Here is a 9,519-nt window from a genome sequence, read left to right on the forward strand (position 1 = left end):
GTAAAAGAAAAAATATGAGCTACGAAACCCTCATGTATTTCCATCTGTTGACGGTGGTTCCCTGTGTTTTCCTTGGAGGGTACCTTCTCGCAGCACAAAAAGGAGGGCAACTTCATCGCAGGATTGGAATAGTTTATATGGTATTGATGTCTTTGACTGCGCTGATTGCGCTTTTCATCCCAGCTGGTGTCGGTCCAAGATTCCTAAATCATTTCGGTTATTTACACATCCTCAGTTTTATCGTGATTTGGACAGTACCCACAGCTTTTTTGGCAGTGAAAAATGGGGATATCAAATCTCATCAACGCAAAATGATAATTCTTTACGTGAGCGCAATTCTGATAGCAGGAGGCTTTACTTTCTTCCCAGGAAGATTTTTACACGAGGTATTTTTTGGGTGAAAGAGCAAGAAATAATGCTCTAAAAATCATCATCCTCTTCTTCCTCGTCCAACCAAGGTCTATGCCTCTTGTAGAAATTTAAACTAAGCTCACCTAATTCATCAAAGTGCACAGAAACGTCTATTTCATTATAGACCTCTTGAAACTCCCAGTATCTACCCTCCCAAGTTTTGTCTGCTATTTTTCCTTTTTCAAAATCATGTAGAAAGAGCCAACCCTTTCCATCAGATCCATAAATTTCTACCAGGCCATTTACCAAAAATTCCAAAGATCCCATTTCATTCATGGTAAAGTTCGGGGCAATTAAAGAGGTAAGCTTAAGAAGTTCGCTTTTCGTTACAATAACCCGAGAGAAAAAATTAAGTATTGGAGGATTCAATTCTTTCTCATAGATCAACGTAGGTTCAACATGCTTGAGGTTAAACTCCAGATCTGTTGGCAGACTATCTTCATTTGGAAAATCCTCCAATGAAAAGTCTAAAAAGCTTTCAACTTTTGAAATGTAATCCATCATAATATTTGAATTAGTAGAAAAATTTAGTTTAAAATATAATAAATCATGATTTCACAGCAAGTGTAGAGTCTACCTTTTGTAAAGATTTATAGGAATTTTTGATCGGAAGCTACTTTAGGTTGAAATACTTTTTTGACTTGGGAATCAGAAGATTAAAATTTAATTTGATCCTCCTGTGATTTTTTGAAGGAGTCTGCGAATCATTAGGAAAAGCCTCCAAAATGCCTTTGACCAAATCCACTCTATCCAGCCAATTTATTTCTCTTCTCGAAACGAACAAGGGTATACTCTACAAGGTGGCCCGCTCCTATGCCAGAGAGGAAGAAGAAATTAAAGACTTGATCCAAGAGATAAGCATTCAGGCTTGGAAGTCTTTTCCAAAGTATAAGTCGGAGTTCAAATTTTCCACCTGGCTCTACCGCATAGCTTTGAACGTGGCTATTTCCAACTTGCGAAAGGAATCTAAGCGTAAAGAAATCCACCAAGATTTTGATGAAAAAATCGTTTTTAAAATTCCATTGGAAGAAAGTGCCTCGCAGCAATCACTTAAAATTCTGTATCAAGTAATCGGCACATTAAACTCAATAGATCGAGCCTTAATTCTCCTCTATTTTGAAGAGAAATCCTATCGTGAAATCTCAGAAATCATTGGGATATCGGAAACAAATGTAGCGACCAAACTGAATCGATTGAAGAAAATAATTAAAGAAGAATTCTTAAAACTAAACCAACTATAACATGAACGACCAGGATATTTTCACCCTCTGGAAATCCCAAGACCAAAAAATTGAAGCCATCATGGCCATTAATGCCAAACTTCTAAAAGACCAAATCAGTCAAAAGGCCAAGAAAGCCTTGGGTGGGCTCAAGGCTGAGAAAATTACCGGAATTGTCTTCGGAAGTGTGTATCTAGTGATCCTCGGTGCTTTGGTCAGCTTAGGAGTAATGAGTGGAAACTTTTCCGGAAATTATTTCCTCTGGTCAGTTACGGCAATTTTCCTAATCAATTTGAAAATATTTTCGGATTATATCCGGCACTTGGTCATGAGCTTGAAGATTGACTTTTCAGGGCCAGTGGCTGAAATTCAACCTCAACTCATCGAGTTGCGGCTCTCACTCATTCGAAGCGTTGGCTATGTTGGACTCCAGCTGCCGTTCTACAGCACCTTACATTTGCATAGCTCTTGGTTTCCTGACCAAGCAAATTTGGCGGGAATCATTATTCAATCCGTAATCACGCTAAGCTTCACTGCAGTAGCCATTTGGATATTTGTGAAATTCAGACCAGAAAACTCTAATCAAAAAACTGTCAAGTGGTTGATGTCCTTGGCGGGGATCAAAGAAGTGGATCGATCTCTGGCGCAATTGGAAGAGCTTAATCAGCTTGAGCTATCAAACTGATCAACCATTTTACGGCTTAGCCACTTTAGAGATTAAATGTTAGATTGCTTGTGAGTCAAAGCTTTAGCACAGCAAAACTCAATCTGATTTAAAGAAGATATTAATGATTAAATTCTTTCGAAAAATTCGTTTTGAAATGATGGATCAAAGCAAAATCGGCAAATACTTTAAATATGCTTTTGGAGAGATTATTCTGGTGGTCATCGGCATCTTGATCGCCATCCAAATCAATAATTCCAATCAAAAGCGCCTAGACCGAGAAGCGCTGGAGGGCTATTTAAACAGTATCGCTCAGAACATTGAAAGTGATCTGAAAAAAGCAGAAAAGATCAATGAAACCCGTCTGGAGCTATTTCCTAGAATTTCGCTTGTGCCCAGAATAATTGCTCCCGAGTATTCCCAAACCCTCCAAGAAGTATATGGACAGGATATTACACCAGACTTTCCTTATAGTGTGGACAACCTAGACTTTATGTCGCAAACTATAAATGATGCTTGGAAAAAGTACTATCTGACTCCCAACCTGAGTGGCTTCGAATCTTTGAAAAGCTCAGGTTACTTGGGTCAACTTCAAGGCACCGATTTGGAGAAGTTACTTTTTGATTACTATAACTTATTAGATGAGCTAACCACCCTAGAGAATAATTACAACGAGAGTCTTCAGAGTTCTTTTGACGACTTCGTCAATGCGAGTTTAGCTGGTTCCGTCCCATTTTTTTCCACAGGAACTCGAGACTGGAACGCAGAGCTGGATGGAAAGTTCTATCCAATGGTGGATGAGATTATTAATCACCCCACCCTAATTCCGGTCTTTTTTTGGCCCTATGAGTTGATTGAAAAATACGAAAACCTCTTGCGAAGGGGGCAAGCTCTGCAAAAAATGATTCTTTCAGGCGAAAAAGATTTTACTGAAGAGATTAATCAAACACTTGCTCTGGTATTTGACGAATACAGCGAAGAACCGTATCCGAAGGTGATAAGGCATGGATTTGATACTGGCTACTATGGATTTGCAACAGCCAGTGCATACAATGATCAGGGCGTGAATATGCAATACTTGGGCACCCATACCATTGTGCAATTTATCGAACAGCCTTGGGCGGTAGCGTATTGGTATGTAGGAAATGGTGTAGTGGACCCTAATCGTGTGAAAGATTATTCAAAATTCAAGACACTTCGTCTGAAACTAAAAGGTGTCCTTGGTGGGGAAAAAATAGCCATTAGCATAAAAGACAAATCAAATCCTACAGATGGAAGTGAGACCAAAGTTCCGCTCACCTTAACCAACCAATGGAATATCTATGACATTCCGCTGTCTAGCTTTGCTCCAACCCAAATAGAAGAACTATTTCTTGTCACGTCAATAATCGTCGAAAATCAGGCATGTACCATAGAAGTCGAGAGTATTGAGTTTTTATAGAGATGAAAATCACCTAATCAGGACAGGTCAGGATTATAGACTCTTCGTATCTAAGGGAAACAAAATTAGCTATAGGTGCAGTCGAATAATTTCGACAACATCAAATTTCTAATCGAAGAAACTTAGATTACTAAATCGGATTTATTTAGACATCAGAATTCCACTGACTATTTCCCCCACAATCAAAATCTTGTTTGATTTTTGTCCAAAAAGCTAAACAACATTATAATTAAGCTTTCGTTATTTTTTTAAACATTAAGACTTATGAAAAACCTTATATATGCCTTTGTCCTGACCTTTTTACTGTTTTCATGCGATGATGAAGACAAGGATCCCATATTGAATGCTAGTGAAGAAGAATTAGTAAACACGGTTGAAAATTCTGTATGGCGGATTTCTCTCTTTATTGAAGATGGAAAAGATGAAACATCAGACTACAGCGGAATCACTTTTAACTTCCTGCCGGCGGGAAAAATTGAAGCATTCAATGGCGGTCAATTGATGGAAGAAGGAACTTGGAAAACGCTCCGAGATGATGGAAAGCTAGAATTCTGGATCACCTTTACCCAAAATGAAATTCTGGAAGAAATCAGCGATGATTGGTATGTGTTATCGATGACCGCAACCAAGATTGAAATGGAAGATGATAATGATCAATTCATTGATAAACTGACCTTGCAGAAAAAGTAATTCAAAGGGTTTAAATTATATCTCTACTAAATAAACAAAAGCCTTATTTCCCTTATTCAAGCTGCCCTAATTCCAAAATAGAGCAAGTATTTTGGCTTAAAGCTTCTCAATTTCTTTTAAATACTTCTCCGCTTGCTCTAGAATCTCTTCCTTACTTTTCATTTTATCCAAGGTTCTGTAAGCCATCCCAATTCGTGGATTTTTCTCGAGTTTATCCCGATTTCGATCGTAAAAATGCCAGTACAAACTGTTGAAAGGGCAGGCTCCTTCACCTGTTTTTTTCCCCGGATCATAGGCGCAGTGACTGCAGTAATTACCCTGCTTTTTGATGTAGTTCGCGGAGGAGACATAAGGCTTGGTTCCCACTATTCCACCATCCGCAAACTGGCTCATGCCTCGGGTATTGGTGATTTCCACCCATTCGATAGCATCGATGTAAATGCCCAGATACCACTGATCGATTTCATCTGGGTCTATCCCTGCCAGTAACATAAAATTTCCCGTCACCATCAGCCGCTGGATGTGATGAGCATAGGCTTGCTCAAGAGACTGAGTGATGGAATGACTCAGGCATTTCATCTTAGTCTTCCCCGTCCAAAACCATTCTGGTAACTTTCGGTCGTGGCCAAAGAAATTCATCTCGGCAAAATCCGGCATTTTAGCCCAATAAATCCCACGCATATATTCCCTCCAGCCGATGATCTGCCGTATGAACCCTTCCACTTGGGAAATACTAATTTCAGATTGATTTTCTTTCCAGTAAGCCTCCACTTTCTTCACTACCTCCAGAGGAGAAAGCATCTTTGAATTCATCGCAAAGCTAAGTCTGGAATGAAAAAGAAAAGGGTCCCAAGTCGTCAGAGCATCCTGATAATCTCCAAAGTGGACCAATAAGTTTTCACAGAAATGGTCCAAAACTTCGAGAGATTCGGCTCTGCTTGTAGGCCAGTGAAAGGACTCCGAATCGATTGTTCCAATCGTTTTCACTCCTGCCTTCTCGATCATTTCCAACAACTCTTTTACGGATTTCGGATGGAGTTTTGGCTTGCGCAAAAGACGCTTATCCTTCAAGGCTGAGCGATTTTCAGCATCAAAATTCCATTTGCCCTCCACAGGTTCACTGCCTTCCATCAGGATGTCGAAATCCTTCCTCATTTGTCGGTAAAAGGTCTCCATGAGATAAGTTTTCTTTCCCGAGAAAAAGTCCTTCAGAAATCCCCGTTCGGTCAAAAAATGCTCAGTATCCACGGATCTGCTCGGAACACTAAGCTTAGCACAAATATCTTTCAGTTGTTGATCTAGCCTATATTCATCCGGGAGCTGATATTCAAACTGATCATAACCCCTCTCAGATACCAGCTTTACAATCATCTTTTCGAGATCTTGCTCATTTTCTGGATCATCGAGGGAAAAATAGCAGACTTGATGCCCGTCTGATTCCAATTGCGAGGCGAAATTTCGCATGGCTAGAAAAAACCCAATTACTTTCTGTATATGATGGGCCACATATTCCGTCTCTTGCCTCATCTCAAGCAATAGATAGGTGACATCTAAATTTGATTCATCAAACCAAGAGTGTTTACTGTTCAGTTGATCCCCTAGGATCAAGCGTAAGGTTTTGGGCATAAAAAATGGGGCTTTATCTACATAAAGCCCCATTAGGGGTGAAAGTTTAAAAAAATCAATATTTAAAGCAGGGCATGGAAGATTTTCTCCCTCTACCCTTTGCAGAACTTGCTAGGAAACTATAGCGCAGACTAATTTCATGTGCTCCTCCAGTATTTGCATTTCCTAAGCTTGAAAGAGTAAAATCATGACTATAACCCACATCTATTCCACCTCCTAGTGAAATTCCTACCAAGGCTACAATGGATTCATGGTTGGGCTGTCCTTCTTTGGCCACTGGAATACCTCGATACCAAACTCCCAAAACCAAAGGCTGGATATTCACTTGGGTACCCAAATCGAGCTGAGAAAAAGAACCTTGATTTTTGTAATTGAAAGCCAAAGTCATTTCACGGGTTCCTTGTCGATTGTTGAGAAAATTCGTCTCTGCCCCCCCAGAAAGGTCGAATCTTACCCCGCCATGCGCAGAAAGTTTCATTGGCAACTGACTAAACTCCCCATCTATAAATGAAATATTGGGCTGAGTCAAATGGTGTCCTGAAACCCCAAACCAAACATTTTCATTGTGAAACATCATTCCGAAGCTATAATCCATAAACTGATGACGCATATCTTCACCAAGATTTTCCCCACTGAAATCACCAATAGCTCCTGTCTGGTCATCAATCTGACTTCCGAAGATCATGTCTCCGAAATAGGCATCGCGATCCATATAGCTCACTTGTGCTCCCACTCGAAGGAAAGATCTAAATCCGAGTCGTAATCTATATGCGTAGGTTGCCCCGATTTCAGATGTGCTCAGGTTAGCCATGCTTTGATCTGACTTGTTGAAAATCAAACCAATTCCGGAGTTTGCTCCGAAAATGTAATGATCCACGTAGGCAGAGTAGGAAGTAAATGACTGGTCTAATCCTGGCCATTGGTTTCGATAATTGACTCCTATTCGGGTCATTTCACTGGCACCAGTCATAGCTGGATTCAGGTACAAGGGAGCAGCGTAGAATTGAGAGTACTGCACGTCTTGTGCTTTGGCCAAAAGGCCAAAGAATAAAAGCAGGGTGACAAGGGTAAAGAATTTTTTCATCTTTATCTGATTAAGGTGACTCCACCGGTTCGATGGATAATTTCCCCCTCTGGGGTGCTGTAAGTAATATTGTATAGATAATTTCCGGCTGGAAGAAGTTGACCATTATAGATCCCGTCCCAGCCTTTGTCTTCTTTTTGAGTGGTGGTGAACATACGCTCTCCCCAAGTATTGAATATCTGCATGCTAAAGTCAGTCACAGACTTGAGCTTTGGCATGAAGGTATCGTTCAAGCCATCTCCATTCGGGGTAAAGGCATTTGGAATCACCACCATTTCTTGCGGAATATTCACTTGAACAGTGTTGATTTCCACACTAGAGCAACCATAAATATCATATCCGGTCAGGGTCACTTCGTATATACCAGCCTTCTCAAATATGTGAATAGGGTCCTTGTCTACTGACTGGTTGCCATCCCCAAATGACCATTCCCAAGCGATGAACTCTTCTGAAATTTCACTTTCAAAAATGATCTCCTCATCAACCTGTACCTCCGGCTCACTTGTGATGGCCAACTTTCGAAAGTTGAAATCTAATCTTCCTCCCGAGGTCGTATTAGAAGGAAAGTCCACCTTAGATTCTGCTGAGACAACACAGCCTTTGGCGTCCGTGATCGTCACTTGAAGTGTGGTAGTTTGGGAGAAATTTATTTCACGATTTGATGCGCCACTTTGTCCCCAAGCAATAGTGTAAGGCTCCGTGCCTCCTTGGATGCTTACCCAAGCAACTCCCTGAATGGATCCCACAGCGCAGTCAACATCTAATGCGGATTCTATTCTAGCTGTCAATTCATTTGGCGATTCGACGGTCAGACTTTGTGTCATTTCGCACCCAGAATGGTTGGTAGCAGTTACAGTGTATGTACCAGGAGCCAAGTCTGTACGTTTCAAAACATCCTCTACCCCATCAGACCAAAGAATATTCAATCCCTTCTTATCTCCTTCGATTTCTATACTAGCAGTTCCATCATTCCCGCCAAAACATGAGACAGGCTGGATTTCTTGAATCCGAAGGTCTATTCCAGAAGACTGGTTTAAGGAAACTGTTTGCTGTACAGTACAGCCTTGCGCATCTGTGATACTGGCTTGGTAGGTACCTGCTCCCAAATTTGACAGAGAAGATCCACTTTGTCCTGTAGACCAAGAAACTGTATACGGAGCCTGACCTCCTTGAATGTCTAGGCTAATGCTTCCATCGTTTTGATCGCCACAAGTTGGGTCATCAACTGATGCAGAAACTTCGATAGCCGATGGTGCCTGGAGGCTATAATTTGCTTGAATAGAGCAACCTGTTTTATCCGTAATCATTACCGAGTAATCTCCAGGTGCCAAGCCAGATACATTAGCTGTACTTGGACCATGACTCCAGCTGTATAGATAAGGAGCACTTCCACCGGTTACATTTAAGTTGATTTCTCCAGACCCAGCAGATGAGCAATCCGGTTGCTTAATACTTTCCGAAAGGCTCATTCCTTCCGTTTCGGACTCAATTTCAAATGAAATAGAGACATCACAATTGAACATATCAGTCACAGTGACTGTATAGCTTCCTGGCTTTAGATTTGATGCTTCCCACTGATCTTCCAAACCATGGCTCCAGCTAATCCGATAGGGCTCACCACGCCCCACTTTCACCCCAATTTTCGCATAGCCATCCGCACCTGAACCACAAGAAGCATCACGCTTCTCCAGAGGGTTTAGAATAAGTGGATAGGGAGGTTGAACAACAATCCGCTCTACGTGAACTACTCCATCGGCGTCAGTAATATTTACTGTATAAGTGCCGGCAAAAAGATTGGAACGGTTTTGAGTGGTTTCGTTGGTATTCCACTTGAATGTGTACGGAGCTTTACCCCCTGTCACATCTAAAATAATGGAGCCCTTCTCGCTATGCGAGCAAAGGGCTAATTTTCCTGATACTGCTACGGAAATGGGTGATACTGTCTCTCCACCGAAAAGTCTAGCGGCAGCTGAATCTTGGGCAATAGACTGCTGACCTATCCAAGATGACAGCAGAATTAGTACCCAAATTCTCTTTAACAGTAAAGATTTTTCCATATAATCTTGTTACTGGTTTATAGTGCGTTTTTAGAACACCTATTTTGCAGTTAAAATCTTATAAAGTGTATTTCGTTATTTAGAATATTATTTTTTGTAAGTCACATACAACAAAATGATATTCTTAGAATCACTAGTATTTTGAAAATAAATAGATAAAAATTCTCTTTTGCAAGGTTTTCGATTGCTACTGTCAGCCAACTCAAAATATTAGAAAAGTGTAATTTTTCTTAGATTAGTTCAATAATCAAAAAATAGTTTTGAATCAGCTTTTTTTTAGTGATGAAATGAAAAAAGGGCCAAAAATTGGCCCTTAAAGTTTTTTT

9 protein-coding genes are annotated in these 9,519 nt (G+C 40.6%); 5 read left to right on the top strand and 4 right to left on the bottom strand.

The features are described from left to right. The first annotated feature begins 14 nt into the window (after positions 1–14). Positions 15–401: a DUF2306 domain-containing protein gene (locus ACFOSV_RS05940; RefSeq protein WP_377904378.1), complete on the top strand. Its 387-nt coding sequence runs from the start codon at positions 15–17 to the stop codon at positions 399–401. Positions 402–420: 19 nt separating this feature from the next. Here the strand turns inward: ACFOSV_RS05940 and ACFOSV_RS05945 are convergent, their stop codons facing one another. After that, positions 421–915, bottom strand: coding sequence for a hypothetical protein (locus ACFOSV_RS05945; protein ID WP_377904379.1), 495 nt, complete (start codon positions 913–915; stop codon positions 421–423). 221 nt (positions 916–1,136) lie between these two features. Between ACFOSV_RS05945 and ACFOSV_RS05950 the strand changes: the two genes are divergently transcribed. The 4 genes from ACFOSV_RS05950 to ACFOSV_RS05965 all read left to right on the top strand — a co-directional run bounded on the left by ACFOSV_RS05950 (position 1,137) and on the right by ACFOSV_RS05965 (position 4,426). Next, the gene (locus ACFOSV_RS05950; RefSeq protein WP_377904381.1) at positions 1,137–1,652 is read left to right on the top strand and encodes an RNA polymerase sigma factor; all 516 of its coding nucleotides are present in this window, start codon (positions 1,137–1,139) and stop codon (positions 1,650–1,652) included. Position 1,653: 1 nt separating this feature from the next. Beyond that, positions 1,654–2,316 carry a hypothetical protein gene (locus ACFOSV_RS05955; protein ID WP_377904383.1) on the top strand — a complete coding sequence of 221 codons (663 nt, stop codon included), beginning with the start codon at positions 1,654–1,656 and terminating at the stop codon, positions 2,314–2,316. A 103-nt stretch (positions 2,317–2,419) separates the two neighbouring features. Further along, positions 2,420–3,736: a hypothetical protein gene (locus ACFOSV_RS05960; RefSeq protein ID WP_377904385.1), complete on the top strand. Its 1,317-nt coding sequence runs from the start codon at positions 2,420–2,422 to the stop codon at positions 3,734–3,736. A gap of 264 nt (positions 3,737–4,000) precedes the next feature. Next, a complete protein-coding gene (locus ACFOSV_RS05965) occupies positions 4,001–4,426 on the top strand; it encodes a hypothetical protein (protein ID WP_377904387.1) in 426 nt (141 codons plus the stop codon). 96 nt (positions 4,427–4,522) lie between these two features. Here ACFOSV_RS05965 and ACFOSV_RS05970 read toward each other — a convergent pair whose 3' ends face one another. The 3 genes from ACFOSV_RS05970 to ACFOSV_RS05980 are packed head-to-tail and all read right to left on the bottom strand — an operon-like array spanning position 4,523 to position 9,193. Beyond that, positions 4,523–6,052: a cryptochrome/photolyase family protein gene (locus tag ACFOSV_RS05970; protein ID WP_377904389.1), complete on the bottom strand. Its 1,530-nt coding sequence runs from the start codon at positions 6,050–6,052 to the stop codon at positions 4,523–4,525. A 55-nt stretch (positions 6,053–6,107) separates the two neighbouring features. Continuing rightward, positions 6,108–7,136, bottom strand: coding sequence for a PorP/SprF family type IX secretion system membrane protein (locus tag ACFOSV_RS05975; protein WP_377904391.1), 1,029 nt, complete (start codon positions 7,134–7,136; stop codon positions 6,108–6,110). A gap of 2 nt (positions 7,137–7,138) precedes the next feature. After that, positions 7,139–9,193, bottom strand: coding sequence for a T9SS type B sorting domain-containing protein (locus ACFOSV_RS05980; RefSeq protein WP_377904393.1), 2,055 nt, complete (start codon positions 9,191–9,193; stop codon positions 7,139–7,141). Positions 9,194–9,519 lie beyond the last annotated feature (326 nt).

It is taken from the genome of Algoriphagus namhaensis, from assembly GCF_042649705.1.
GTDB lineage: Bacteria > Bacteroidota > Bacteroidia > Cytophagales > Cyclobacteriaceae > Algoriphagus > Algoriphagus namhaensis.